Origin of the sequence: Burkholderia sp. A2, from assembly GCF_001729305.1 — a bacterium.
Taxonomy (GTDB): Bacteria; Pseudomonadota; Gammaproteobacteria; order Burkholderiales; family Burkholderiaceae; genus Burkholderia; species Burkholderia sola.
The window spans coordinates 31,351-57,314 of record NZ_LZXX01000118.1; the positions used below are offsets into that span (position 1 = coordinate 31,351).

24 protein-coding genes are annotated in these 25,964 nt (G+C 67.8%); 10 read left to right on the forward strand and 14 right to left on the reverse strand.

Annotated features, from left to right (window positions below; genetic code table 11):
• Window positions 1–14 precede the first annotated feature (14 nt).
• Both A9Z05_RS26870 and A9Z05_RS26875 read right to left on the reverse strand, forming a co-directional pair.
• Window positions 15–713: an energy transducer TonB gene (locus A9Z05_RS26870; RefSeq protein ID WP_069620778.1), complete on the reverse strand. Its 699-nt coding sequence runs from the start codon at window positions 711–713 to the stop codon at window positions 15–17.
• A 932-nt stretch (window positions 714–1,645) separates the two neighbouring features.
• On the reverse strand, window positions 1,646–2,134 hold the full coding sequence (locus A9Z05_RS26875; protein ID WP_027784485.1) for an aminoacyl-tRNA deacylase: 489 nt from the start codon (window positions 2,132–2,134) through the stop codon (window positions 1,646–1,648).
• A 467-nt stretch (window positions 2,135–2,601) separates the two neighbouring features.
• Here A9Z05_RS26875 and A9Z05_RS26880 point away from each other — a divergent pair, with 467 nt between their 5' ends.
• The gene (locus A9Z05_RS26880) at window positions 2,602–2,895 is read left to right on the forward strand and encodes a YciI-like protein (RefSeq protein ID WP_069620779.1); all 294 of its coding nucleotides are present in this window, start codon (window positions 2,602–2,604) and stop codon (window positions 2,893–2,895) included.
• Window positions 2,896–2,902: 7 nt separating this feature from the next.
• Here the strand turns inward: A9Z05_RS26880 and corA are convergent, their stop codons facing one another.
• Window positions 2,903–3,880 carry a magnesium/cobalt transporter CorA gene (gene corA, locus A9Z05_RS26885; RefSeq protein WP_069620850.1) on the reverse strand — a complete coding sequence of 326 codons (978 nt, stop codon included), beginning with the start codon at window positions 3,878–3,880 and terminating at the stop codon, window positions 2,903–2,905.
• A 200-nt stretch (window positions 3,881–4,080) separates the two neighbouring features.
• Between corA and cydX the strand changes: the two genes are divergently transcribed.
• Both cydX and A9Z05_RS26895 read left to right on the forward strand, forming a co-directional pair.
• Window positions 4,081–4,227, forward strand: a complete 147-nt coding sequence (cydX, locus tag A9Z05_RS26890) for a cytochrome bd-I oxidase subunit CydX (protein WP_063772904.1) — start codon at window positions 4,081–4,083, stop codon at window positions 4,225–4,227.
• Complete coding sequence (locus A9Z05_RS26895) at window positions 4,224–4,841, forward strand: ATP-binding protein (protein ID WP_069620780.1); 618 nt, start codon at window positions 4,224–4,226, stop codon at window positions 4,839–4,841. Before cydX ends, A9Z05_RS26895 begins: the two co-directional genes overlap by 4 nt.
• A gap of 116 nt (window positions 4,842–4,957) precedes the next feature.
• Here A9Z05_RS26895 and A9Z05_RS26900 read toward each other — a convergent pair whose 3' ends face one another.
• Window positions 4,958–6,058, reverse strand: a complete 1,101-nt coding sequence (locus A9Z05_RS26900) for a saccharopine dehydrogenase family protein (protein WP_069620781.1) — start codon at window positions 6,056–6,058, stop codon at window positions 4,958–4,960.
• Window positions 6,059–6,571: 513 nt separating this feature from the next.
• Window positions 6,572–7,036, reverse strand: coding sequence for an Lrp/AsnC family transcriptional regulator (locus tag A9Z05_RS26905; RefSeq protein ID WP_006481526.1), 465 nt, complete (start codon window positions 7,034–7,036; stop codon window positions 6,572–6,574).
• A 248-nt stretch (window positions 7,037–7,284) separates the two neighbouring features.
• Here A9Z05_RS26905 and A9Z05_RS26910 point away from each other — a divergent pair, with 248 nt between their 5' ends.
• Both A9Z05_RS26910 and A9Z05_RS26915 read left to right on the forward strand, forming a co-directional pair.
• A complete protein-coding gene (locus tag A9Z05_RS26910; RefSeq protein WP_069620782.1) occupies window positions 7,285–7,836 on the forward strand; it encodes a Spy/CpxP family protein refolding chaperone in 552 nt (183 codons plus the stop codon).
• 126 nt (window positions 7,837–7,962) lie between these two features.
• A complete protein-coding gene (locus A9Z05_RS26915) occupies window positions 7,963–8,394 on the forward strand; it encodes a PGDYG domain-containing protein (protein ID WP_069620783.1) in 432 nt (143 codons plus the stop codon).
• A 33-nt stretch (window positions 8,395–8,427) separates the two neighbouring features.
• Here A9Z05_RS26915 and A9Z05_RS26920 read toward each other — a convergent pair whose 3' ends face one another.
• From A9Z05_RS26920 to A9Z05_RS26955, 8 genes are all read right to left on the reverse strand, one after another.
• Entirely contained in the window at window positions 8,428–8,790 is a 363-nt protein-coding gene (locus A9Z05_RS26920; protein ID WP_050015466.1) for a DUF3022 domain-containing protein, read from the reverse strand.
• A 12-nt stretch (window positions 8,791–8,802) separates the two neighbouring features.
• Window positions 8,803–9,591: a YhfC family intramembrane metalloprotease gene (locus A9Z05_RS26925; RefSeq protein WP_069620784.1), complete on the reverse strand. Its 789-nt coding sequence runs from the start codon at window positions 9,589–9,591 to the stop codon at window positions 8,803–8,805.
• A gap of 55 nt (window positions 9,592–9,646) precedes the next feature.
• Window positions 9,647–10,690, reverse strand: a complete 1,044-nt coding sequence (locus A9Z05_RS26930; RefSeq protein ID WP_069620785.1) for a LacI family DNA-binding transcriptional regulator — start codon at window positions 10,688–10,690, stop codon at window positions 9,647–9,649.
• 332 nt (window positions 10,691–11,022) lie between these two features.
• Window positions 11,023–11,988: a D-glycerate dehydrogenase gene (locus tag A9Z05_RS26935; RefSeq protein WP_069620851.1), complete on the reverse strand. Its 966-nt coding sequence runs from the start codon at window positions 11,986–11,988 to the stop codon at window positions 11,023–11,025.
• A gap of 4 nt (window positions 11,989–11,992) precedes the next feature.
• A complete protein-coding gene (locus A9Z05_RS26940; RefSeq protein ID WP_069620786.1) occupies window positions 11,993–13,273 on the reverse strand; it encodes an MFS transporter in 1,281 nt (426 codons plus the stop codon).
• 112 nt (window positions 13,274–13,385) lie between these two features.
• Window positions 13,386–14,378, reverse strand: a complete 993-nt coding sequence (locus A9Z05_RS26945) for a sugar kinase (protein ID WP_069620787.1) — start codon at window positions 14,376–14,378, stop codon at window positions 13,386–13,388.
• Window positions 14,379–14,406: 28 nt separating this feature from the next.
• On the reverse strand, window positions 14,407–15,171 hold the full coding sequence (locus A9Z05_RS26950; RefSeq protein WP_069620788.1) for a TIM barrel protein: 765 nt from the start codon (window positions 15,169–15,171) through the stop codon (window positions 14,407–14,409).
• Between the two features lie 162 nt (window positions 15,172–15,333).
• Window positions 15,334–16,227: a LysR family transcriptional regulator gene (locus tag A9Z05_RS26955; protein ID WP_069620789.1), complete on the reverse strand. Its 894-nt coding sequence runs from the start codon at window positions 16,225–16,227 to the stop codon at window positions 15,334–15,336.
• A gap of 112 nt (window positions 16,228–16,339) precedes the next feature.
• On the opposite strand from A9Z05_RS26955, the gene A9Z05_RS26960 reads away from it, so the two are divergent.
• Window positions 16,340–17,416: a YeiH family protein gene (locus A9Z05_RS26960; protein WP_069620790.1), complete on the forward strand. Its 1,077-nt coding sequence runs from the start codon at window positions 16,340–16,342 to the stop codon at window positions 17,414–17,416.
• Between the two features lie 115 nt (window positions 17,417–17,531).
• A complete protein-coding gene (locus tag A9Z05_RS26965; protein ID WP_212195489.1) occupies window positions 17,532–19,265 on the forward strand; it encodes a ClcB-like voltage-gated chloride channel protein in 1,734 nt (577 codons plus the stop codon).
• A gap of 27 nt (window positions 19,266–19,292) precedes the next feature.
• Here the strand turns inward: A9Z05_RS26965 and A9Z05_RS26970 are convergent, their stop codons facing one another.
• Window positions 19,293–19,913, reverse strand: a complete 621-nt coding sequence (locus A9Z05_RS26970) for a TetR/AcrR family transcriptional regulator (protein ID WP_069620792.1) — start codon at window positions 19,911–19,913, stop codon at window positions 19,293–19,295.
• A gap of 189 nt (window positions 19,914–20,102) precedes the next feature.
• Here A9Z05_RS26970 and A9Z05_RS26975 point away from each other — a divergent pair, with 189 nt between their 5' ends.
• From A9Z05_RS26975 to A9Z05_RS26985, 3 genes are read left to right on the forward strand one after another with little or no spacing between them, the layout of a single operon-like run.
• Window positions 20,103–21,212 carry an efflux RND transporter periplasmic adaptor subunit gene (locus A9Z05_RS26975; RefSeq protein WP_050015485.1) on the forward strand — a complete coding sequence of 370 codons (1,110 nt, stop codon included), beginning with the start codon at window positions 20,103–20,105 and terminating at the stop codon, window positions 21,210–21,212.
• Entirely contained in the window at window positions 21,209–24,355 is a 3,147-nt protein-coding gene (locus tag A9Z05_RS26980; protein ID WP_069620793.1) for an efflux RND transporter permease subunit, read from the forward strand. The genes A9Z05_RS26975 and A9Z05_RS26980 overlap by 4 nt, the downstream gene beginning before the upstream one ends.
• 2 nt (window positions 24,356–24,357) lie before the next feature.
• The gene (locus tag A9Z05_RS26985) at window positions 24,358–25,926 is read left to right on the forward strand and encodes an efflux transporter outer membrane subunit (RefSeq protein WP_069620794.1); all 1,569 of its coding nucleotides are present in this window, start codon (window positions 24,358–24,360) and stop codon (window positions 25,924–25,926) included.
• Window positions 25,927–25,964 lie beyond the last annotated feature (38 nt).

Genomic DNA, 25,964 nt, shown 5'->3' on the forward strand with positions numbered 1-25,964 from the left:
GACCGCCCACTGCATCAATTCAGGTTGAACGAGAACGGTACCTGGACCCGCACTGCCTGGCCTTGCGCCACGCATTTGAACCGCTTCACGGTGTTGTAGGCCGCACGATCGAGCACCGGATCGGCCGACTGGGCCACGCGCTCGTTCGTGATGTTCCCTTCCGCATCCACGACGAACTCGATCGTCACGTCACCCGTGATGTTGTTTTCCTGCGCTTCCTTCGGGTACTGCATCGACGCGCGAATCGTGTCCGAATTCGGGCAGACGACCCCGACTTCGTGACTGACCGGCTTGGCAGGCGCGGGCGGTGCGATGACCGGCGCCTGCACGGCCGGCGCGGACGGCGCCGGTGCCGACTGGTGCGTGATGGTCGCCTGCGGCGGCGCCTGCACCGGCACTTCGGGCGGAGGCACGAACGGCGGCGGCGGCGGCGCGAACTTCGGCGGCGGAAGCTTGACGACCGGCATCGGCGGCGGTGGCGGCGGCTTCACCGGCTCGATGATGCGGGTTTCGATCGGATGCTGGATCACCTGCACGACTTTGGTCGCGAGGCCATTGAGCAATGCGTAGATCAGCACTGCATGCAACAGGAGGACGACTGCGATGCCGCCGAAACGGCGCACCGGATTCTGCTGCTTCTTGCCGAATTCCCGCGGACGCCCCAGCGTGGCCAGTCCGCTGTTCGAAGCAACCAGATGCTCTTCGACTTTCATGCCCACTATCCTTCCCCCAAGCGAATCGCCCAGTTTCGCGATGATGGCCGACGCCGGAACCCGGTCGGTTCCGTCTCCGCCTCAACGCGAAATTTCATTTTTAATTCAATCTGCAATCCGAATCGAAAGCATCGAATCCGGATCCCGATTTATTCAATTTCAAGGAATCGTTTCAACCGCAACGGGATAGCCGCCCTATCCGGCGTCTACCCGCACCAGCGTGGTCAGGCAATTGTCAGCTACGTCGACACGGGCACATTTCTCGTATGACGGTTGGATCCTTCGTTACACGCCGATGTCAGCCGGGCCGTTCGTCTTGGGTGCAGAAGATAGCAAGGAAAAAATTTGGGCGTCAAACTTTATTTGATGCCCGAATACAAAGTTTGGAGACATTACTCGAATAACGAGTTAGTAAACTTCATTAACCATTTCCGATTGATTTAGTAATTGATTTGTATGGTTATCGCACTCATTCGGTGATTCGCGCACAAATAATCACCACTTTAGTGCGTCGCACCGAATTGACACGCGCGTAAGAATTTTCCGGATGCGTTTCGTTGGGGGCGGCGAGGGACGGCAGCCAGTGACCCACTGCCGCGCATGCATCCCGTGTGAGGTCACGGCCCACGCATGCCAAGAAGGGCTTGCATCAGCGCGAACAGGCTCTAGCCGATTCCACGGCGGCCCCACGATGCGCGGATGGCGCTCGCATCGCCTATATATCAAGGATTACAAATCAAATCCGATAAATCCGGTCGCTCGTCCGCGCTCCGTTAAATGATTTGCACAACCAATCTATTTTTCGAAGCAGAACACCACTGCATCAGCATGAATCCATTGCCCGCCCCCCCTGCGCGCACCGGCATCTCCCCTCACCTAACCCGGCGGCAAATGCCTGCGCGCATGCTTCCTCGACGAACCACCGGCATCGCTCAGGACAGCATCATTCCCTGCATCCTGTGCGAGAAATGCGCGCGCTCGGCCGTCTCCATCAGCATCAGGAATTCGTCCTGCGTCATGTGAATCAGCGCCTCGTGATCGCCGGCCTCGAAATAGACTTCCGGCTGCTGCGCGAGACGCTCCTCGAGGAACGTCTTCATCCCGTACGCCATGCAGACCGGCGGCAGCGCGCCCATGTCGCAATCCTTGAACAGCTCGCGCAATTCGACCTCGCGGGCGAGCACGAGATGGCGTCCCGTCTTCACCCAGAGATCCGACAGACGCACGGCATGCGTCGTCGGCAATACGGCGGCGACGTAGCCCTCGGCGTCCTCGAGGAGCACGGTTTTCGCAAGACGGTCGCCGGGAATATGCGCGGCGGCGGCCGTCTCCATGCTCGTATGGCTATAGGGGTGGTACACGACTTCGTACCGCGATGACTTCTGGCGCAGGCAATCCTGCAGGGTGGCTGAGACCGGCATGGCGCACCTCGTCTGGGCGAATCGGGTCAATCGGGCGAACGGCGTTCGCTCCGGATTCGTTCAGCATAGGTCGCATTTCGGCCCAATGGAAACGCTCACGTGCGACGCCCGACGGAGATGGCCGGCCGCCGGCCGCCTGTCGCTTTTCATCCGCTCGCCGCCCTCGCCGGCTTGCGAAATCCGGACCGGCACAGGCTTGGAGGGCCCTCATTTCTGTAGACGAACTTTAGGGGACGCCTATGTAAAGGCGGATAAGCTCGACAATTGGATGATGACGAGATGCTAGACTGTTAGTTGCATTTTTTGCAGAAACCAACGAGATCCCCGCCTGGATGCGTTGTTCAAAAAAGCGAGCCGCCAATGCCCGCACGCACGCCGGCCAACCCCGTCGCCAACGGCTTTCCCGGTGCCCTATACTGACCCGGCCGCCCACTGTCCCGCGGCGGAAACCGACTCCTGGAGCGACCATGCATTACCAGTTGATCTACGAACTCGTCGACGATTACCTGTCGCGGCGCGAGCCGTTCCGTGCGGAGCACCTCGCGCTCGCGCAGGCCGCGACCGAGCGCGGCGAACTCGTGCTCGCGGGTGCGCTGGCGGAGCCGGCCGATCAGGCCGTGCTCGTGTTCGAAGGCGATTCGCCGGAAGCGGCCGAATCGTTCGCACGCGCCGATCCGTACGTGCAGAACGGCCTCGTGAAATCGTGGCGCGTGCGGCCGTGGCGCGTCGTGGTCGGCAAGCACGCGCCGCGTCCTGCGTGAAATCGGGCTACAGCCACCCTGCCCGCTTGAAGCGCCACCACAGCGCGAGATCGGCGATGGCCATCACCGCGATGCAGCCGTAGAACCCGTATTTCAGGTGCAGCTCGGGCATGTTCGCGAAGTTCATCCCGTAGATGCCGGCAATCATCGTCGGTATCGCGAACAGCGCGGCGAACGAGCCGAGCCGCTTGGTCACCTCGTTCTCCGCGAGCGATATCATCCCGAGGTTGACCTGGATCGCGGTGACGACCATCTCGCGGCGCCCTTCGATCGTCTTCACGATCCGCTGCAGATGGTCGTACACATCGCGGAAGTAGGCCGCCATCCCACTGCAGACCTGCGGCACGCGCCCGCCGGTGAGCTTCGCGAGCGGCTCCATCAGCGGTGCCGTGTGCTGGTACAGCAGCACGAGCCGGCGCTTCAGCGAATAGAGATCCTCGATGATCGCGCGCGACGACGCGGGCGTCGCCTTCGCGAAGATGCGATCCTCCAGTTCCTCGAGCTCGGCGCCGAGCGTTTCGAGAATCGGGAAATACCGGTCGACGACCTGATCCATCAACGCGTAGAACACGAACGCCGAACCTTCCCGCAGCAGATGCGGCTCCCGCTCGCAGCGCTTGCGCACGTCGCGGAAGTCGTGCTCGGTATGGTTGCGGATCGACAGCACGTAATTCGGGCCGACGAACACGTTCAGTTCGCCGACCTTGAATTCGTCGTCGTCGTCGAGTTCGACGGTATGCAGCACCGCGAACAGCGAATCGCCGTATTCCTCGATCTTCGGCCGCTGATGCCCCTTGCGGGCGTCCTCGAGCGCCAGCTCGTGCAACCCGAACTCCTCGCCCATCAGGTCGATTTCCTCGGGCGTGGGATCCTTCAGCGCGACCCATACGAAGCATTCGGGCTTCGACACGTAATCGCTGATGGCATCGATGTCGATATCGGCCAGCTTGCGGCCGTCCTGGTAAGCAGCGCAGTTGATCAGCATGTTGTTCACGATGTTGCGGTTTGCGCATCAGTTTACCGGTTTGCTGCACGGACGGCCCGGCTTGCGCGGCACGCCGATATTGGTCATGATCGTGCTGCGTGCGCCGCAGCACGCGCGTCGGGGCACGTCGACAGGCCCGCCGGGTCTGCGTTGCGCAGTGCACAACGGCCGTGCGGCCCCACCGTCAAGGAGGCAGACCTATGTGGTATTTCTCGTGGATACTCGGCATCGGCGTGGCGCTCGGCTTCGGCATCATCAACGCGATGTGGCTGGAAGCGGAAGTGTTCTCGCGTGGCGACAAGCGCAGCGACACGTCGCGCCAGGAGGCGGGGAGCCGGTATTCGTGACGCATCTCGTGTTCTTCTGCGGTCACGCCGGCACCGGCAAGACCACGCTCGCGAAGCGGCTCATCGGGCCGCTGATGCGCGCGACCGGCGAAGCGTTCTGCCTGCTCGACAAGGACACGCTGTACGGCCGCTACAGCGCGGCCGCGATGGGCGCGCTCACGGACGATCCGAACGACCGCGACAGCCCGCTCTACCTGAAACATCTTCGCGATCCCGAATACCAGGGCCTGCTCGACACGGCCCGTGAAAATCTCGCGCTCGGCATCGGCGCGCTAGTGGTCGGCCCGCTGTCGCGCGAAGTGCGCGACCGGCGCATCCTCGATCGCGCATGGCTCGGCATCGCGCCCGACGTCACGCTGACGGTCGTCTGGGTCCACACGTCGGAAGACGTCGCGCATCAGCGGATCGTCGCGCGCGCCAATCCGAACGATGCGTACAAGCTCGCGCATTGGGACGAATACCGGCAGCGCCGCTTCGTGCCGACCGGCCGCGAATGCGACGGCATCGTGATGTTCGACAACACCGCGCCGTCCGATGCGGACATCGACGCGCTGCTGTACCGCATCGTGCCGCCGCCGCAACCGGCGACGATGGTCCCGCCGCTGCCGGCCTGAGCGCGCCGCCCGGCGCCCTTCCGACTTCTTCAAAAAACAACGCCGGAAGCGCTGCTGCGCTCCCGGCGTCGTACGGCCCTCGTGCCGCAGATAGGCGAATGGTGCGGCGACCGCGGTCAGGCAACCGCGTGCACGCGCTCCATCGTGCCGCCGTCGTACAGCTTGCCGAAACGGTTCGACAGGAACGCCTTCAACGACACCTTTTCCTGCGGGATGAAACCGCTCTGCGGCAGCTTCTTTTCGCGGAACAGATCGAGCACCGCGCACATCGCGCCGGCCGTCGTGATCTGGATCGCGCTCATGTGCATCCCGCACACGTCCTTCGCGAAGATCTTGCGCGTGAACACGTCCTGCACCAGCTGGCCGTCCTTCACGCCCGTCACCGTGACGAACACGAGCACGACGTCCTGCTTCGTCGACGGCACCGCGCGGCGCATGATCGACTTCAGCGTGTCGCGATCGGTCGACAGGCGCAGGTCTTCCAGCAGGAACTGGACGAGCTCGCGGTGGCCCGGGTAGCGCACCGACTTGTAGTCGAGCGTCTCGACCTTGCCCGACAGCGTCTCGCACAGCGTGCCGAGGCCGCCCGACGTGTTGAACGCTTCGTATTCGGTGCCGTCGAGCGAGAAGTGCTCGAGGCCTTCGAGCGGCTGCACCCACTGCTTGCGGCCGTCGAGGATCGCTTCGCACGGCTGGCAGTATTCGTTGATCAGGCCGTCGACGCTCCACGTGAGGTTGTACTTCAGCGCGTTGGTCGGATATTCGGGCAGCGCGCCGACGCGCATCTTCACGTCGCGCACTTCGCTGAAGCCGTTCACGAGCTCGTGCGCGGCGATGCCGATGAAGCCCGGCGCGAGGCCGCATTGCGGCATGAACGCGCGGTCGGAGCCGTCGGCCAGTTCGCGGATCGCGTGGGTGGCGCGCACGTCTTCGGTCAGGTCGAAGTAATGAACGCCCGCGGCCTTCGCGGCGGCGGCCACGTTGACCGCGAGGTAGTAAGGCAGCGCGTTGACGAGCGCATCGAAGCCCTTCACCGCTTCGCGAATCGCATTCGCGTCGGCCGAATCGACCCGTTGCGTCGCGATGCCTTCGCGCGACAGCTTCGCGAGCGCATCCGCGTCGCGGTCGAACGCGACGACTTCGTAGTCGCCCGTTTCGCGCAGCATGTGAGCAATGGTGTGGCCGATCAGACCTGCGCCGACGATGGCGATTTTCATGCGCTTATCTCCTGATGATGGGTTGGTGTTGTGGACGGCGTTGAGCCATGGACACAGTGTAGGGACGCTCAAAATCAGTTCCAAGACGAAGAATGATGCGAAACGACCTGTAGTTTCGACGTTATGACGATACATTTCGTCGAAGTGACCAACTCATCTAAAAATCGTGCAAGGCGCTGTGGCAAACCGGTCGTTGCCGGGCGGTTGCGCATTGCAACGACGAAGACGGGGCACGGCGTGGAGCGTGACGCGCGAACTGCCGATGCGTCAGGTGCGGCGCGCCGGTCGCGGCGGAATACGAAAGGAGATTCGCGAGAGAGGCGCGAAGTACGCGGAAGGATGGCGACGAGCGCCTGTGCCAATCATGATGGTCAGCGAAGGTCGATGCGAATGCGTGCGGGCACGTAGCCGATGCCAGTCCAGGCGCACGTGACACAACGGCACCTGCGCGGCACCTGCGCGGCGCATGCGCTCGCGCCGTCCGTCATGCACGGCGCCGCGTGCGGCAATAAGTCAGCCGCCGATCGTCCCGCGATCGATCTTGCGCGACAGGATGATCGACGTCGTCGTGCGCTCGACGCCTTCGAGCGTGCCGATCTGATCGAGCAGGTCGTTGAGCCGTTCGGGCGAATCGGCGCGCAGCCATGCGACGTAGTCGTACTCGCCGCTCACCGCGCACAGCAGCTGGACTTCCGGCATCCGGTCGAGCTTGCGCAATACGTCCTTGCCGAACTTCGGCGTGAGGATGATGCCGACGTATGCATAAATGCTGGCGTCGAGCACGTCCTGCCCGAGCCGCACGCTATACCCGGCGATCACGTTGGTGCGTTCGAGCCGCGCGATGCGCGCGACGACCGTCGTGCGCGCCACGTCCAGCTGGCGCGCGAGATCCGCGACGCTCGCGCGCGCATCGGCTTGCAGCAGCGCGACGAGCTGCCGGTCGAGATCGTCGAGTTGGTCGAGGCGGGGTGGACGCATGACGCTGGGCCGGTACGCATGTGCCGGCGGAGTGGAAAGTGACGCGATGATAGCGCCGAACGCCGGCGCGCCCAACCGGCATGGCCCGGATTCGAGACTTCGATTTCGATTCGTATCGGATGTAAGCAAGTGTCGCATTCACTGCCGCACCGGAGGCAACGTGCTACTAATAATGGGCGACGCGAGAGTCGCGCCGGCGGCGATGGCCGCCGCGCCCGCTCGCAAGACACCACCCCGGAGAGCCAACCATGAAGAAAATCTCGCTCACCCTCGCTACGCTCGTCGTTGCAGCCAGCGCATTCGCGCAAACCCCGGCGCAGCCGCAAGCACCGGCCCAGGCGCCGGCCACGACGGCCGCGGCGTCGGGCCCGAGCGCCGAGCAGCGTGCGGCACGCCACGAAGCGCGCATCGAGCAGCGCATCAAGTACCTGCACGACCAGTTGAAGATCACGTCGGCGCAGGAGCCGCAATGGAAGGCGTTCGCCGACACGATGCGCGACAACGGCGCAACGATGGGCCGCCTCTACAGCGAACGGATGGCCAAGCACGACGTGTCCGCGCTCGACGACATCAAGCAGTATGCGGAACTGTCGCAGGCGAACGCCGACGGCGCGAAGAAGCTTGCCGACGCATTCGCGCCGCTCTACGAGAGCTTCCCGGCGGAACAGAAGGCGCTGGCTGACACCACCTTCCGCAGCTGGCTGCACCACGGCGGCGAGCATCACGGCAAGGGCAGGACGAAGGGCAAGGAAGGCAAGGCGGGCGCCGCGCCGGCCGCGAGCGCGCCCGCGCAGCCCTGACGGCCTCCCCGCCGGCGCCGTGCCGGGCCGGACGGCGCCGTGCCGCGATCGGCGACGGCGCGTCACACGGCGCGCCGAATTCGGGATAAGCTCCCGGCTTTTCCCGCTTTCCCGCCCTTCCCCGCCATGCTCGAACTCAAGCAACTCGATCTGCGTACCGATCCGCAGGCCCGTCATGTCGTCAAGGACGAAACCGTCGCCGTGTCCTTCGCGGATGCCGACGGCGAACTGATGAGCCTCGAAGGCCCGAACCGTTACGTCGCGGGCGACGCGCTGATCACCGGCTCGACCGGCGACCGCTGGGTCGTGTCGCGCGCGCGCTTCGACGCCAAATACCTGCCCGCCGATCCGGCGCTCGCGCACGGCGCGCCGGGCGCCTACCGCAACCGGCCGGCCGTCGTGCTCGCGCGCCGGATGGACGAACCGTTTACGATCGCCCGCTCGGAAAACGGCGACACGCTGCGCGGCATGGCCGGCGACTGGGTGATGCAGTACGCGCCCGGCGACTACGGCGTCGTGCAGGCGCAGCGCTTCGCGCAGGTCTACCGCGACGCGTAACGCACCGCGCCGGCCCGGTGCCGGCGCCGCCGCTCACGCAAAATCTTCGTCGAGTTCGAGTTCCGCATCGCGCTCGACGGCCTCGCCGGCCGCGTGCCGTTCCTCGAGCGACCCGAGCATCGCTTCCGTATACGCATGCAGCACCGCATGGCTGCGCGCGCGCTGCATCGGCTTGAGCGCCAGGTAGCGCGCGAGCGCGGCCGGCACGATCCGGATGTCGAGCGTCATCCGCTTCGGCGTCGCGCCAAACCGCATCGCCAGCCAGTGCACGGACAGGAAGCGCCCGCGCGCGTCGCTGCTTTCGGCGAAGCGCGTCTGCTCCGGAAACAGATCGCAGATCACGCGCGCGAGCGCGTCGAATTCCGCGCTCTGGCATTCGATCAGATAGTCGTCCATTCCGTCTCTCCGTCAGGCCGCCGCACGCGACGGCCGGCACGTCTTCACCAGCACCGCCACCAGGACCGCGGCCAGCACGAAATACGCGGCCTCGACCCACACGGCCGGCAGCACGCGCACCTGGTACAGCAGCGTCGGCGTCGCCGCGAGCGCATGCAGTACGATCGCGAGCGGCAATACGGCGATTCGGCCGGCCCCCACGCCGCGCCACACCAGCACCGACAGCGCCAGCTGCACCGCGAACGCCGCGCAGCGTTCGAGCAGCAACAGCAGGATCGACTGGGCCGACAGCGTCGCGAGCATCATGTGCAGCCGCACCACGGTGTCGACCGGCAGGTCGGCCAGCTGCGTCTCGAGCTGGCCGCGGCTCGCGAGCCACGCGAGATACGACCACTGGCCCCACACGAGCACGCCGACGAACCACGCTTCGGCGCCACCGTGGCCGATCCCGTAGCCGATCCCGCGAGCGTCGCCGGCCGATGCGCCGTAGCGGCGGTTCAGAAAACGCATCCCGAGATAGCGGCCGACTTCCTCGAATACGGCGGTCGCGAGCGCGCCGTACGCGACGAACGCGAGCGGTTGCGTCAGCCAGCCGTCCTCGGGCGTGCGGCTCAGCACGAGCCCGTGAAACGCGCGCTCGAGAATCATCGCAAACAGCGTGAAGACGGCCACGCCGACGATCGTATCGCGGCGATTGAGCGCAAGCGGCTTGCGCAGGATGCGGTAAAGGACGAGCGGCAGCAGCGCGATGATCAGCGTGGCGGCGATCAGCGCCGCCAGCGTGACGGGAGCGACAGTCATGTATTTCCTTGGTTCGAGGCAGCGCACCCGGCGCGCTGCGTGCCCCGAATGATACTCAGCTTGCAGTCGACGCGCGCGCAATCAACGCGCCGGGCAGCATCGCGACGCGCACGTCGCCCGCCGCGCCGTCGATCCGCTCGTGCACGAATTCGACGGCCTTGTAGCCGATTTCGTAGGTCGGCTGACGGATCGTCGTGATGCCGATCAGCTCGGCCCATTCCGGATCGTCGATCGACAGCAGCGCCGCCTGCTGCTGCCACGCGGCGCCGAAGCGCGCGCGCAGATGGCGCGCGATCGCCAGCGCGACCGGCGCGTTCGCGGCGAACAGCGCGGCGCGCACGCCGCGCCGGGCCGCATCGTCGATGCGGGCATCGACGTCGGCGAGCGCCGCCGCGGCCGCGTCGGCTTCGTTCAGGTCGAGCACGACCGTCGGCGGCACCGGCAGCCCGCGCGCCGCCAGCGCCGCACGGAACGCAGTCTCGCGCACGCGCCGCGAGCTGACGTGCTCGAACGGCTGCACGACGAAATGGATCGCGTCGAAACCGTGTTCGACGAGGTGCGCGAGCGCCGTCTCGATCGCGTCGGCGTTGTCGAGGCCGATCAGGTCGGCCTCGAAGCCCTCGACCGTGCGGTCGACGAGCACGGCCGGAATGCCGGCGCCGCGCAGCGGACGCAGCACGTCCTCCTCGGCGCCGAGCGCGTTGACGATCAGCCCTTCGACGCGGTAGGTCGTGAGCAGCTGCAGGAAGCGGCGCTCCATCTCGACTTCGTTCGCCGCGTGACAGATGAGCGGCATGTAGCCGAGCGCATGGCACGCGGCCTCGACGCCCTGCAGCACTTCGACGGTGTAAGGATTGGTCAGGTCGGCCGCGAGCATGCCGAGCAGCCGGTTGCGGCCGCGCTTGAGCCCGCGCGCCATCTGGTTCGGCCGGTAGTTGAGCCGCGCGATGGCCGCCTCGATCCGCTGGCGCAGATCGACGGACAGCACATGCGTCTCGCCGTTCAGATAGCGCGAAACGCTGGTCTTGCCCGTGCCGGCCTCGCGCGCGACGTCGCTGATCGTCGCCGGACGCGTCGTGGAAGGTTGCGAATCGGTCACTGTCGTGCCTCGCGACGTACGATCCGCGCCGCTTCGTGAGCAGACGGACCATTGTTGTTGGGAACGTAAGCCAACCGGCGGCCTCCCCTGTCGTGGCGCGTGGGCGCCTGCGCTGGCCCGGTGCTGCGCGGTCGAGCCGCGCCCGCCAGCAGCGTGCTACGGCAGTCGGCCGCACCGGACCTGGCGCGGATGCCCGTCGCGCGACACCGCCGGCCGCGTGGCCGGTCGTCGATGCGACGAGCGCGGGCGATCATAACGCAGCCAGCCCTCCGGCACCAAGATCATCGACTCTAACGGCGCCGGCGCCGCGCCGGCCCGTTGCGGGAGGCGGCTCAGGCGTGCGCCAGCGCATCCGGATTGACGAGATTCGTGCGCAGCGTGCCGGCCAGCGCGCCGACCAGGTTTTCCGCGGCGCAACGCGCCATCGCGTGGCGCGTCTCGTGCGTCGCCGAGCCGATATGCGGCAGTGCGACGACGTTCTTCATCCGCAGCAGCGGCGAATCCGCCGGCAGCGGCTCCTTCTCGAATACGTCGAGGCCCGCGCCGCGGATGGTCCCCGCGCGCAGCGCGTCGACCAGCGCGGCTTCGTCGACGACGGACCCGCGCGATGCGTTGATCAGGATCGCGCCGCGCTTCATCTTCGCGAATTCGGGCGCGCCGATCAGGTGGCGCGTGTCGGGCGACAGCGGCACCTGCAGGCACACGAAATCCGACTGCGCGAGCAGTTCGTCGAGCGTCACGCGCCGGGCGCCGTACTGCGCCTCGGCCTCGGCATGCGCGGACCGGTTCGCGTACAGCACCTGCATCCGGAAGCCGAGCGCCGCGCGGCGCGCGACCGCGCCGCCGATCCGCCCGAGCCCGACGATGCCGAGCGTCTTGCCCTGCACGTCGGTGCCGTACAGGTCCGGCCCGATGCTGCGATGCCAGTGGCCGGCCTTCACCCACTCGGCCAGTTCGACCACGCGCCGCGCGGAGGCCAGGATCAGCGAAAACACCGTATCGGCCGTCGACTCGGTCAGCACGTCCGGCGTATGCGCGAGCACGATGCCGCGCCGCGTGAGATCGGCGACGTCGAAGTTGTCGTAGCCGACCGAGATCGTCGACCACGCCTTCAGCCGCGGCGCGCGATCGAGCATCTGCGGCGTGACCTTCAGGCTCGCGCCGATCGCGCCGTCGGCGTCGCCGAGCGCGGCGGCGAGCGCGTCGGCGCCGTCGGCCTGCACGACGTCCGCATGCTCGCGCAGGTACGCGAGAACGTCATCGGGCAGCGGCTTGTACGCGACGATACGGGGCTTCATCGTTTCATTTTCCTTGCAGCGGCGCGGCGAGCGGATGCGCATCGCGCGCCTGGGGTTTGACGGACAGCGTGAGGATCACCGCGGCGACGAGCGCGGCGCTCATGAACGCGTACGACGCGACGGGCGAGCCGGTCGCGCCGTTCAGGTAGCCGACGAAATACGAGCCGACGAACGAGCCGAGCGCGCCCATGCTGTTGATCAGCGCCATCGCGCCGCCGGCGACGTTCCTCGGCAGCAGTTCCGGCACGATCGCGAAGAACGGGCCGTACGGCGCGTACATCGCGGCGCCCGCGACGACCAGCAGCGCATACGAGATCCAGAAATGCGACGAGCCGAGCGCATACGACGCGGCGAACGCGGCGGCGCCGACCAGCAGGAACGGCCACACGAAACCGCGGCGCGAACCGACCTTGTCGGACGCCCACGACGCGGCGAGCATCGCGATCGTCGCCGCGAGGTACGGCAGCGCGGACAGCCAGCCGGTCGCGACCATCCCGAGGTCGGAGCCGTTCTTCACGATCGACGGCAGCCACAGCACGAAGCCGTACACGCCGATGCTCCAGCAGAAATACTGCGCGCACAGCTTGATCACGGCCGGCGAGCGGAACGCCTCGCCATAGTTGCGCACCGGCTTGATCGCCGCCTGCTCGGCCGCGAGCGCGGCGTCGAGGTCGCGCTTTTCCTGTGCGCTGAGCCACGGCGAATCGGCCGGCTTGTCCTGTACGAGGACCCACCAGCACACGGCCCAGATGATGGCCGGCACGCCTTCGGCGATGAACATGTGGCGCCAGCCGAATTCATGCACGAGATAACCGGACACGATCGACATCCACAGCACGGTGACCGGGTTGCCGAGGATCAGGAACGTGTTCGCACGCGAGCGCTCGTTCTTCGTGAACCAGTTGCTGATGTAGATCAGCATCGCCGGCATCACGGCCGCCTCGACGATGCCGAGCACGAAGCGGATCGCCATCAGCGACGGAATGTTGCTGACCACGCCGGTCAGCGCCGCGCAGCCGCCCCACAGCACGAGGCTGGCGAACACGAGCTTCTTCACGCTGCGGCGTTCCGCGTAGATCGCGCCGGGGATCTGGAAGAAGAAATAGCCGAGGAAGAACAGCGCGCCGATCAGCGACGACAGGCCCTTGCTGATGCCGAGATCCTGGTTGATGCCGGCCGCCGCCGCGAACCCGTAGTTCGCGCGATCGAGGTAGGCGAGGCTGTACGTGATGAAGACGATCGGCATGATCGTCCACCAACGTCGAGCTGCGAGATTGGCTGCCATCAGAGTGTCTCCTGAGTAGACCGGCATCGGCGCATCGTTGCGTCGCCCGGTCTCATGCAAAACCGTGCATGAAGCACGAAATGGATCCGCGGATTGTGCCGTGTCCGGCCTCTCATTGCGCGGTGACGGTTTCCTCTAAGCGATCGGCGTGATTGCTGACCTTTTCGAGCCGGTCGAGCGCGTCGCGCGTCGGCAACCCTTCCGAATCGCCGATCACCTGGATCGCGAGCGCACCGATCCGGTTGCCGCGCGCGACCGCCTGCTCGATGCTGCGCCCGTCGAGCAGCGCGCTGACCACGCCGACCGCGAAGCCGTCGCCGGCGCCGACCGTATCGACGACCTTCTCGACGCGCTCGCCGGCGACCGTGCCTTCGCGGCCGTCGGCCGTGCGGAAATACGCGCCTTGCTCGCCGAGCTTGATCACGACGCCGCACGCGCCCTGCGCGAGATAGAAGCCCGCGATGTCGGCCGGCGTGTCGTGCCCGGTGAGCTGCCGCCCTTCGGACAGGCCCGGCAGCACCCAGTCGGCGAGCGTCGCGAGCGCATTCAGCGTCTTCGCCATCACGTCGGCGGACGGCCACAGCGTCGGGCGCAGGTTCGGGTCGAACGAGATCGTCTTGCCGGCCGCACGCATCTCGCGCGCAAGCCGGAACGCGAGTTCGCACGACGTCGCCGAGATCGCCGGCGCGACGCCCGTCAGGTGCAGATGGCGCGCGCCGAGCACGTAGTCGGCCACGTAGTCGTCGCACGACAGATGGCTCGCCGCCGAACCCTTGCGGAAGTATTCGACGGTCGGGTCGCTGCCGTCGTCGTTGCGCGACTTCAGCTGGAAACCGGTCGGGTAGCGCGGATCGACGGTCACGCACGACGCGTCGATGCCCTCGCGCGCCAGCGTGTTGAGCACGTAGCGGCCGAACGAATCGCTACCGAGCCGGCTCATCCAGCCGACCCGGAAGCCGAGCCGCGACAGACCGATCGCGACATTGAGATCGGCGCCGGCGATCCGCTTCGCGAATTGCCCGGCGTGTGCGAGGTGGCCGGGCTCCGTCGCGACGAACATCGCCATCGCTTCGCCGTAGGTCACGACATCGAGTGCTGCTTTCATGACTGAACTCCTCAGGATCCTGCTGCCGTCACGCGGTCGCGAGCCACGCGACGCGTCGGCAGGCATCGCCGGCCAGGTCGGCCGCGTCGAACGGGAACTCGATGCCGCGCGGCGCATGCTGCGGCAGCGCCGCGAGCACGCCGGTCACGAGCGGATCGTTCGGCGCCGGCGCGGTGGCGAACCGACGCGCGCCCTCGCCTTCCGTGGCCTTGCAATGAATGTATTCCACATGCGGCGCGAGCACCTGTGCGCAGTCGAGCGGCGCTTCGCCGCGCCACTGCCAGTTGCCGATGTCGAACGTCATGCCGAGCGCATCGCGCATGCCGGCATCGGCGAGCGCGGCGAACAGCCCACGGAACTGCGCGAACGCGCCGCCGACCTCGAGCTGGCCGTTCTCGACCACCACGCGGGCCTGCGCGCCGCGCGACAGCGCGACGATCTCGGCCGCATGCGCGTCGCCGGCGAAGCCGCCGAGCTGGAATTTCACGAAGCGCGCGCCGAGCGCGTCGGCTTGCGCGAGCCCGTCGCGCAATGCGTCGGCATCGAGCGCGCCCGTTTCCGTATACAGCGCGTCCGGCGTCGAATAGACCGACCACAGCCCGTGGCCGGCGATCTGCGCCCCGAGCGCGGCCAGCGCGCCGGGCGCCGTGTCGTCGTCCGACGCGAACAGTTCGCGCCGTACCTCGAAACCGGTCGCACCGGATGCCGCCACGGTCGCGAGGAATGCACTGTGGCCCTCCTGGCGCACCCGATCCATCCCGAATGCGCTCGCCACGATCACGATGTCTGCCATGTTGCCCTTTTTCACCGGAATGGAACCGGTTCCATTTGCTTGAGACGGATGGTGCGCTTCGCTTCGAACGCACGCCATAGAGGAAATCCCTAAGGCTCCGTTATCGCACGAATGCGCGCGCCGACCGCATGCAACGCATGTTCCCGGCGCGGCTTCGCGCGCCTACGCGAGGTCCTGCGCGAGGCTCATTTCGAGGAATTGCGCGGCGAGCCGCGACGGCGCGCCGCCATGCGGCACGAGAATGGAGAAATGCCGCGTGAGCGGCGCGGGCGCCAGCGAGCGCAGCACGAGCGCCGCATCGTCGTGACGCAGCGACATCGCGGACACGAACCCGACGCCCATCCCCGCGCGCACGGCTTCCTTCACGGCCTCGACCCCGGCAATCTCGAACGCGACGCGCATCGGCGCGCCGCCATGCGCGAACGCGCGCTCGACGAGCTGCCGCACGGCGGAGCCCGCCTCGCGCAGCACGAGCGGATACGCGGCAAGCGCGTCGAGCGTCACGCCCGCGCCGTAGCCGGGCGCCGCGAGCGGATGGCCGGCCGGCACGATCGCGACGATCTCGTCCTCGTGCCACGCATGCGCGGCCGTACCGGGCGGCAGCGCCTCGCCGGCCGGCCCTTCGATCAGCGCGATGTCGAGCGACGGCAGCGCCGCGACCACGTCGGCCGTGTTGCCGCTCATCGTCTGGATCGACACGCGCGGCGCGCGCGGCTGGAACGCCGCGATCAGGTAGGGCAGCAGGTAGCTCGCGGGCGTCGTGCTCGCGCCGATGCGCAGCGTGCCGGCTTCCAGCCCGCGCACCGCGTCGCGGAACGCACGCGCCTGCGCGAACGTGTCGCGCTGCGCCTTCGCGTACTGCGCGAGTTGTTCGCCGACCGGCGTCAGCCGGATGCCGCGGCCGTCGCGCTGGTACAGCGGCTCGCCGAACTCGTCCTGCAGCAGCCGCAACTGGCCCGACACGGCCGGCTGCGACAGATGCAGCGCCACGGCGGCGCGGCTGATGTTCAGATGCTCGGCGACGGCGGCAAATGTTATCAGTTGATCCGGGGTCATGGAGATAAATTATCGGATTTCCGGATAGTTTACGTCACAAATCACAATTTTTCATATCGATATAACGAAATTAGGATTACAGCATCGCCACACGCTCCATCACGGTGCTTCCATGTCCACTGCTCCGACTTCCCCTCTCAGCCACGCCGCGCCGTCGATGCGCGGCCAGTTGAACGGCGTGCTGTTCGTCGCGCTGTTCGCCGCCGCCGTCACCAGCCTGTCCGAGCTTCCCGCGATCGCGGGGCTCGGCCTGTCGCCACTGATCGTCGGCATCGTCGCCGGCGCGCTGTACGGCAACGCGCTGCGCGACGGCATGCCGGCCAGCTGGGCGGCCGGCGTCAATTTCTCCGCCCGCAGGCTGCTGCGCATCGCGGTCGCGTTCTTCGGCTTGCGCGTGAGCCTGCAGGAAATCGCGCAGGTCGGGCTGCCGGGCCTCGCGGTATCGGTGCTGGTCGTCGTCAGCACGCTCGCGATCGGCACCTGGGTCGGCATGAGGCTGATGAAGCTCGACCGCGATGCCGCGCTGCTGACCGCCGCCGGCAGCGCGATCTGCGGCGCGGCCGCCGTGCTCGCGTTCGAATCGACGCTGCAGTCGAAGCCGCATCAGAGCGCGATGGCCGTGGGCAGCGTCGTGCTGTTCGGCACGCTGTCGATGTTCCTGTATCCGCTCGCCTATCATGCCGGGCTGCTGAACCTCGATCCGGCCGGCCTCGGCCTGTTCTTCGGCGGCACGATCCACGAAGTCGCGCAGGTGGTCGGCGCGGCGAGCGACATCAGCCCGCAGGTCGTGCACGTCGCGACGATCGTGAAGATGACGCGCGTGATGCTGCTGGTGCCGGTGCTGCTGGCGCTCGGCTGGTGGCTCGCCCGTTCGGCACGCTCGGCGCACGACGCGGCCGGCGGCACGCAACGCCAGCGCAAGGTGGCGGTGCCGTGGTTCGCGCTCGGCTTCCTCGGCTTCGTGATCGTCAATTCGCTGAACGTGCTGCCCGCGGACGTCACCCATGCGCTGAACGTGCTCGACACCTTCGCGCTGACGATGGCCATGACCGCACTCGGCATCGAAACGCGCGTCGCGCAGATCCGCGCGGCCGGCCCGCGCGCGCTGATGACCGGCCTGATCCTCAACGTGTGGCTGATCGCCGGCGGCTACGCGATCACCTGGGCCGTGCAGCACTGGCTTGGCTGAGCCGCACGTCCGCGACGGTTCGCGCGCCGCGCCCGATGAGACGCCCGATGGGGCGGTCCCGCGGGCGCGGCGCAGTGCTATGCTTCGCGTCGTTTTCCATCGCCCCCTTTCAGCCGTGCTCTCGTTCCTGCTGAAGCTGCGCACTCGCGCCCGAACGCTGCTCCGCCTGTCGGACGCCCATACGATGCTGATCTGGTCGGCGATCGTCGGCGTCGGCGGCGCCTTTGCCACGATGGCGTTCCGCGAGGGAATCGACCTGATGCAGCGCCTGATCTCGGGGCACAGCGGCAGCTTCGTGCAGATGGCGAAGAGCCTGCCGTGGTACGTGCGATTCTGGATGCCGGCCGCGGGCGGCTTCCTCGCCGGCTGCGTGCTGCTGCTCGCGACGCGCGGCGACAAAGCGGCCGCCAAGACCGACTACATGGAATCGGTCGCGCTCGGCAACGGCGTCGTGCCGGTGCGGCAGAGCCTGTGGCGCAGCGTGTCGTCGCTACTGACGATCGGCAGCGGCGGCTCGATCGGCCGCGAAGGCCCGATGGTGCAGCTCGCGGCGCTCGCCGCGTCGCTCGTCGGCCGCTTCGCGCACTTCGACCCGCCACGCCTGCGTCTGCTGGTCGCGTGCGGAGCCGCGGCCGGCATCACGTCCGCGTACAACGCGCCGATCGCCGGCGCATTCTTCGTGTCGGAGATCGTGCTCGGCACGATCGCGATGGAGAGCTTCGGGCCGATGGTCGTCGCGTCGGTCGTCGCGAACATCGTGATGCGCGAATTCGTCGGCTACCGGCCGCCGTACGAGATGCCGGTGTTTCCGGCCGTGACGGGCGCCGAGGTGCTGCCGTTCGTCGTGCTCGGCGCGCTGTGCGGCGTGCTCGCGCCGCAGTTCCTGCATCTGCTCGACGCGTCGAAGACGCAGTTCAAACGGCTGCCGGTGCCGCTGCCCGTGCGGCTCGCGCTCGGCGGCCTCGTGGTCGGCGTGATCTCGGTGTGGATTCCGGACGTGTGGGGCAACGGCTACAGCGTCGTGAACCACATCCTCCATTCGCCATGGACCTGGCAGGCGCTCGTCGCGGTCCTCGTGTTCAAGGTGATCGCGACCGCCGCGACGGCCGGCTCGGGCGCGATCGGCGGCGTGTTCACGCCGACGCTGTTCGTCGGCGCCGTGTTCGGCTCGCTGTTCGGGCTTGCGATGGACGCGCTGTGGCCGGGCCATACGTCCGCGTATTTCGCGTACGCGATCGTCGGGATGGGCGCGTTCATGGCGGGCGCCACGCAAGCGCCGCTGATGGCGATCCTGATGATCTTCGAGATGACGCTGAGCTATCAGGTCGTGCTGCCGCTGCTGGTGTCGTGCGTGTTCGCGTATTTCGTCGCGCGCGCGACGGGCACGACGTCGATGTACGACATCACGCAGCACCACTACCAGGACGCGCAGGAGCGGCAGCGGCTGCGCACCACGCAGATGCGCGAGCTGATCCAGCCCGCGCAGACGGTCGTGCCGCTCACCGCGAGCGTCGCCGACATGACACGCGTGTTTCTCGAATATCCGGTGAAGTACCTGTACGTGACCGACGATGCCGGGCGCTTCCGCGGCGCGGTCGCGCTGAAGGACATCACGTCGGACCTGCTCGACAAGCGCGACACGACCGACAAGACGGCCGCGCACTACGCGCATACGCCGTTTCCGCTGCTCACGCCCGACATGCCGCTCGCGACCGCGCTCGAGCGCTTCATGGCGTTCCAGGGCGAACGGCTGCCGGTGATCGAGAGCGAAGCCGAGCCGACGCTCGCCGGCGTCGTCTACAAGACGTCGCTGCTCGACGCGTACCGGCGGATGACCGGCGAGCGCTGACGCGCATCGCCGCACGGCGCGTGCCGGTCAGTCCGGCGCACGCCCCAGCACGACCCGCGCGAAGAACCCCGCCAGCACCGTTTCTGCGACGTCGGCCGACACGTGCTGCGGATCGGCCGTGTAGTACGACTGCACACCGTCGCACAGGCACATCAGCCCGAACGCGAGCGTGTCGGCCGGCAGCAGCAGCGGCGTGCCCGAGCGCTCGGCGAAACGCTCGATGAATTCGGCCATCTGCACGCGCTTGCCGTGCAGGAACTGGTTGAAGCGCACGCGGAACTTGGCGTCGCGCGCCGCCTGCAGCTTCGCCTCGCCCCACAGCAGCGAGTATTCGTCGTCGCGAAACAGCGTCCGGTAATACGCGAGCGCCATCGATTCCATCTGCTCGCGCGTGCCGCCGCCTTCGAAAATCGCCTCGAAGTCGGCCTGCACCTCCGCGTGATCGCGCTCCAGCAGCTCCAGCAACAAATCGGACTTGCTGCGGAAATTCGAGTAGAACGCGCCACGCGTATAGCCGGCCGCCGCCGCGATGTCCTCGACGCTCGCGGCCACATAGCCTTTCTTCATAAAAATGCGATGCGCGGCTTTCAGCAGACGTTCGCGCGTCTGGTCCCTGCTCTGCTCGCGAGTTAAGCGCTGTGGTTTCATGGCGCGCAGTCTAGCATCCTTTCCCTTTCGGATTCATCTTTGCATTCGGATACAGGTGTGTATTAGAATCCGCCACAGTTTCTCAAAATGTTGTCCGTCTGTCCGCGTGCGCCGATGCCGGCGCCGTTCTGGGGCAAGCGCGCGCCGCGCTTGCCGGCCTCGTTCCGCTCCACCTCACCTGGGGGTTTCGTGAATCGCTCCGGTTCCCGCGCCGCGCTGCTGATCGGCGCCGCGCTCGTCCTTGCCGCCTGTCATCCGAAAGAATCCGCGCCGCCCGCCCCGCGCCCCGTCGTCGCGCTGCCCGCGCGGGCCGACACCGTCGCGGCCGCGCGCACGTTGCCCGGCGACATCCAGCCGCGCTATGCCACGCCGCTGTCGTTCCGCATCGCCGGCAAGATCATCGAGCGCCGGGTGCGGCTCGGCGATACGGTGAAGGTCGGCCAGGTCGTCGCGCTGCTCGATCCGTCCGACGTCGAGAAGAACGCCGCGAGCGCGCAGGCGCAATTCGACGCCGCGTCGCACAGCCTCGCGTTCGCGAAGCAGCAGCTGGACCGCGATCGCGCGCAGGCCCGCGAAAACCTGATCGCGACCGCGCAGCTCGAACAGACGCAGAACAGCTACACGTCGGCGCTCGCGCAGCGCGACCAGGCGCAGCAGCAACTCGCGCTCGCGAAGAATCAGCTCCGCTACGCGACGCTCGTCGCCGATCATGCGGGCACCATCACCGCCGAACAGGCCGATACCGGCCAGAACGTGTCGGCCGGCCAGCCGGTCTACCAGCTCGCGTGGTCGGGCGACGTCGACGTCGTGAGCGACGTGCCCGAAGCCGCGCTCGCGTCGCTCGCGCCCGGCCATGCGGCGACGGTCACGCTGCCGTCGCTGCCGGGCCGACAGTTCGCCGCGAAGGTGCGCGAAATCGCGCCGGCCGCCGATCCGCAAAGCCGCACCTACCGCGTGAAGCTCACGCTGGGCGCGCCCGATCCGGCGATCCGGCTCGGGATGACCGCGGACGTCGCGTTCGACGGCGCGCCGGCCGCCGGCGATACGCAGCCGATCACGCTGCCCGCGACCGCGCTGTTCCACGACGGCGCGCAACCGGCCGTGTGGGTCGTGCGCACGAAGGACGACACGCTCGAACTGCGCCGCGTCGACGTCGCGCGCTTCAACGAGCGCACGGTCACCGTGTCGCACGGGCTGCAGCCGGGCGAGCGCGTCGTGCTGCAGGGCGTGCATACGGTCAGCGCGGGCGAGAAGGTGCGCGCGATCGCGCCGCTGCATCCGGAGGACTTCGCATCGTGAGCGTCTCCCACGAAGAAGGCCGCTTCAACCTGTCCGCATGGGCGCTGCGCCACCAGGCGCTGGTCGTCTACCTGATCGCGCTCGCGACGCTCGCGGGCATCCTCGCCTACACGCGGCTCGCGCAATCGGAAGACCCGCCGTTCACGTTCCGCGTGATGGTGATCCGCACGTTCTGGCCCGGTGCGAGCGCGCGGCAGGTGCAGGAACAGGTGACCGACCGGATCGGCCGCAAGCTGCAGGAAACGCCGGCCATCGACTTCCTGCGCAGCTATTCGCGCCCCGGCGAATCGCTGATCTTCTTCACGATGAAGGATTCGGCGCCCGTGAAGGACGTGCCCGATACCTGGTACCAGATCCGCAAGAAAGTGGGCGACATCGGCTACACGCTGCCGCCCGGCGTGCAGGGCCCGTTCTTCAACGACGAATTCGGCGACGTCTACACCAACATCTGGACGCTCGAGGGCGACGGCTTCACGCCCGCGCAACTGCACGACTATGCGGACCAGTTGCGCACCGTGCTGCTGCGCGTGCCGGGCGTCGGCAAGGTCGACTATTTCGGCGACCCCGACCAGCGGATCTTCATCGAGGTGAACAACGCGCAGCTCACGCGGCTCGGCATCTCGCCGCAGCAGCTCGGCCAGGCGATCAACGCGCAGAACGACATCTCGTCGGCCGGCGTGCTGACGACCGCCGACGATCGCGTGTTCGTGCGGCCGAGCGGCCAGTTCGACAACGTCGATGCGATCGCGAATACGCTGATCCGCATCAACGGCCGCACGTTCCGGCTCGGCGATCTCGCGACGGTGAAACGCGGGTACGACGATCCGCAAGTCACGCAGATGCGCATGAACGGCAAAGCCGTGCTCGGCATCGGCGTGACGATGCAGCCGGGCGGCGACGTGATCCGGCTCGGCAAGGCGCTCGACGCCGAATCGAAGGACTTGCAGGCGCAACTGCCGGCCGGCCTGAAGCTGACCGAGGTGTCGAGCATGCCGCACGCGGTGTCGCACTCGGTCGACGACTTCCTCGAAGCCGTCGCCGAAGCGGTCGCGATCGTGCTGGTCGTGAGCCTCGTGTCGCTCGGGCTGCGCACCGGGATGGTCGTCGTGATCTCGATTCCGGTGGTGCTCGCGGTCACCGCGCTGTTCATGTACCTGTTCGACATCGGGCTGCACAAGGTGTCGCTCGGCACGCTCGTGCTCGCGCTCGGGCTGCTCGTCGACGACGCGATCATCGCGGTCGAGATGATGGCCGTGAAGCTCGAACAGGGCTACAGCCGCGCGCGCGCCGCCGCGTTCGCGTACACCAGCACCGCGTTCCCGATGCTGACGGGCACGCTCGTCACGGTGTCGGGCTTCCTGCCGATCGCGCTCGCGAAATCGAGCACCGGCGAATACACGCGCTCGATCTTCGAGGTGTCGGCGATCGCGCTGATCGCGTCGTGGTTCGCGGCCGTCGTGCTGATCCCGCTGCTGGGCTTCCACATGCTGCCCGAGCGCAAGCGGCACGCGCACGAGGCGCACCTGCCCGACGATCACGAGCACGACATCTACGACACCCGCTTCTACCGGCGGCTGCGCGGCTGGATCGACTGGTGCATCGAGCGGCGCTTCGTCGTGCTGCTGATCACGGGCGCGCTGTTCGTCGTCGCGCTGATGGGCTTCACGCTCGTGCCGCAGCAGTTCTTCCCGAGCTCCGATCGGCCCGAGCTGCTGGTCGACCTGCGGCTGCCCGAAGGCGCGTCGTTCGCGGCGACGCTGCGCGAGACCGAGCGGCTCGAGAAAGCGATCGACAAGCGTCCCGAGATCGACCATGCGGTGAACTTCGTCGGCAGCGGCGCGCCGCGCTTCTACCTGCCGCTCGACCAGCAGTTGCAACTGCCGAACTTCGCGCAGTTCGTGATCACCGCGAAATCGGTCGAGGATCGCGAGAAGCTCGCGACGTGGCTCGAAACCACGCTGCGCGACACCTTCCCGGCCGTGCGCTGGCGCCTGTCGCGGCTCGAGAACGGGCCGCCGGTCGGTTATCCGGTGCAGTTTCGCGTGAGCGGCGACAGCATCGCGACGGTCCGCTCGATCGCCGAGAAGGTCGCGGCGACGATGCGCGGCGATGCGCGCACCGTGAACGTGCAGTTCGACTGGGACGAGCCGGCCGAGCGTTCGGTGCGCTTCGAGCTCGACCAGAAGAAGGCGCGCGAGCTGAACGTCACGTCGCAGGACGTGTCGAACTTCCTCGCGATGACGCTGTCCGGCACGACCGTCACGCAGTATCGCGAGCGCGACAAGCTGATCGCCGTCGACCTGCGCGCGCCGCGCGCCGACCGCGTCGATCCGGCGAAGCTCGCGGGCCTCGCGCTGCCGACGCCGAACGGCCCCGTGCCGCTCGGCTCGCTCGGCCGCTTCACGCCGACGCTCGAATACGGCGTCGTGTGGGAGCGCGACCGCCAGCCGACCATCACCGTGCAGTCGGACGTGCGCGCCGGCGCCCAGGGCATCGACGTCACGCATGCGGTCGACGCGAAGCTGAACGCGCTGCGCGCGCAGTTGCCGGTCGGCTATCAGATCAACATCGGCGGCTCGGTCGAGGAAAGCGCGAAGGCGCAGGCGTCGATCAACGCGCAGATGCCGCTGATGGCGATCGCCGTGTTCACGCTGCTGATGATCCAGCTGCAGAGCTTCTCGCGCGTGCTGATGGTCGTGCTGACCGCGCCGCTCGGGCTGATCGGCGTGGTCGCGACGCTGCTGCTGTTCGGCCAGCCGTTCGGCTTCGTCGCGATGCTCGGCGTGATCGCGATGTTCGGGATTATCATGCGCAACTCGGTGATCCTGGTCGATCAGATCGAGCAGGACATCGCGGTCGGCCACGGCCGCGTCGACGCGATCATCGGCGCGACCGTGCGGCGCTTCCGCCCGATCACGCTGACGGCCGCGGCCGCCGTGCTCGCGCTGATCCCGCTGCTGCGCTCGAACTTCTTCGGGCCGATGGCGACCGCGCTGATGGGCGGCATCACGAGCGCGACCGTGCTGACGCTGTTCTACCTGCCTGCGCTGTACGCGACGTGGTTCCGCGTGAAGCGCGACGAACGCGACCCGCAGGACGGCCCGCCGCCAGGCGGCACGCCTGCCGCGCCGTCGGGAGCCTGACCATGGATCGATCGATGACCCTGAAAAAGAAAGCCGTGCGGGTGCTCGCCGCGGCGAGCGTCGCCGGCCCGCTCGCGGGCTGCGCATGGTTCGCGCCGAGCGGCGAGCCGCCCTCGATGCCGTCGCCCGCGCACTATGGCGCCGTGCCGCAAGTCCAGCAGACGGTGTCCGCGCAAGGCGTCGCGCAGCAGTTCGAGGTCGGCGCGCAGCCGGTGCCGGACTGGTGGAAACAGTACCGTTCCGAGGCGCTGAACGCGCTCGTCGACGAAGGGCTGCGCGACAGCCCGACGCTGAGCGCGGCGTCGCACTCGCTGGATGCCGCGCGCGAGCAGTTGCGCGGGCAGATCGGCAGCTCGATGCTGCCGTCGATCGACGCGGTCGGCCAGGCCACGCGCCAGCGCGCGCTCGGCGTGCCGATCCCCGCGCTCGGCGCGCCGACGCTGCTGTACGACACGTTCGTCGGGCAACTGCAGGCGAGCTATACGGTCGACCTGTTCGGCGTGTCGCGCTTCGCGAACCGCGCGCTTGCGAAACGCGTCGACGTCAGCGCGTTCCAGCTCGAATCCGCGCGGCGCGCGCTGGCCGCGAACATCGTGACCGCGTCGATCACCGTGTCGGTGCTCAATGCGCAGATCGACACGACCGAGCGGCTCGTCGCGCTCGCGAACGACCAGGCGCACGACGCCGAGCGCCGCCATGCGCTCGGCTCGGCATCGCGCAGCGACGCGCTCAATGCCCGGCAAAGCGCCGACACGTTCGCGGCCAGCCTGCCCGCGCTGCGCCAGCAGCGCGACTCGGCGCGCCACGCGCTGGCCGTGCTGGTCGGCCGCACGCCCGACCGGCCGCCGGCCGATCTCGCGCTCGCCGATCTGCATCTGCCCGAGCAGGTGCCCGTCGTCGTGCCGTCGGACCTGCTGCAAAGCCGCCCGGACATCCAGGCCGCCGACGCGGGGCTGAAAGCCGCCGCCGCCGAGGTTGGCCTCGCGACCGCCCAGATGTTTCCGCAACTGTCGCTGTCGGCGGCGATGGGCAAAGGCGGCTTCAGCTGGCCGGCGATGCTGTCGGGCGCCGGCGCGATCTGGAACGTCGGCGCGTCGCTGAGCCAGCCGATCTTCCACGGCGGCGCGCTGCTCGCGCAGCGCCGCGCGGCGAAGGCGACCTACGAGGCCGCGGTCGACCAGTACAAGCAGGCCGTGCTCGGCGCGTTCCAGAACGTCGCCGATTCGCTCGCGGCGCTCGAGCACGACGCGGAGGCGCTCGATGCGTCGTCGCGCGCCGCGCTGTCCGCCCGTGGCGCATACGACGACGCGGCCGCCCGCGTGCGGCTCGGTGCGTTGCCGCCGTCGGCCGCGCGCGCGAGCGAGTTGCAGTACCGCAATGCGCGGCTCGACGAGATTCGCGCGACCGGTGCACGGTTCGCGGATACCGCGCGGCTTTACCAGGCGATGGGCACGCCGCCGGCCGACCACGGCGACACGTCCGGTAAAACCGGCCAAGCCGCCGGCGACGGCACGACCGGCACGCAGGCACGCGCCGCCGCGCCCGCCCCTTCGGCGCAATTACCGCAATAACCGCCCCTCCGATCGGCCGCGGGTGCGACTCCCCGCCA